Origin of the sequence: Flavobacterium sp. FlaQc-48 (genome assembly GCF_044007335.1) — a bacterium.
In the GTDB taxonomy this organism is placed as follows: Bacteria; Bacteroidota; Bacteroidia; order Flavobacteriales; family Flavobacteriaceae; genus Flavobacterium.
Genome location: NZ_JBIPCR010000098.1, coordinates 1 through 255 on the forward strand (window position 1 = coordinate 1; position 255 = coordinate 255).

Genomic DNA, 255 nt, shown 5'->3' on the forward strand with positions numbered 1-255 from the left:
CTCCTGTAAGCCCTCAACGCTTAATTGATGTTTCGCCATTTACCACCTCTACGAAATACTTTGGTAACGATGGTACACAATGGGTACAAACCAACAGGACAAACAATATGGTAACCGGAAAAGGATATATCATTCGTGGTCCGGACACTTACAATAATCTCACCAGACAAACTTTTACTGCCCTTTTTAAAGGCGTTCCTAATAATGGGGACCTGCAGGGAGAAGTATTAATAGCCGGAAATTACCATTTAATAG

1 pseudogene is annotated in these 255 nt (G+C 40.8%); it reads left to right on the forward strand.

Annotation, left to right across the window (positions count from 1 at the left end):
• Positions 1-255: pseudogene (locus tag ACHRWY_RS27725) on the forward strand (hypothetical protein); the annotation flags it as partial.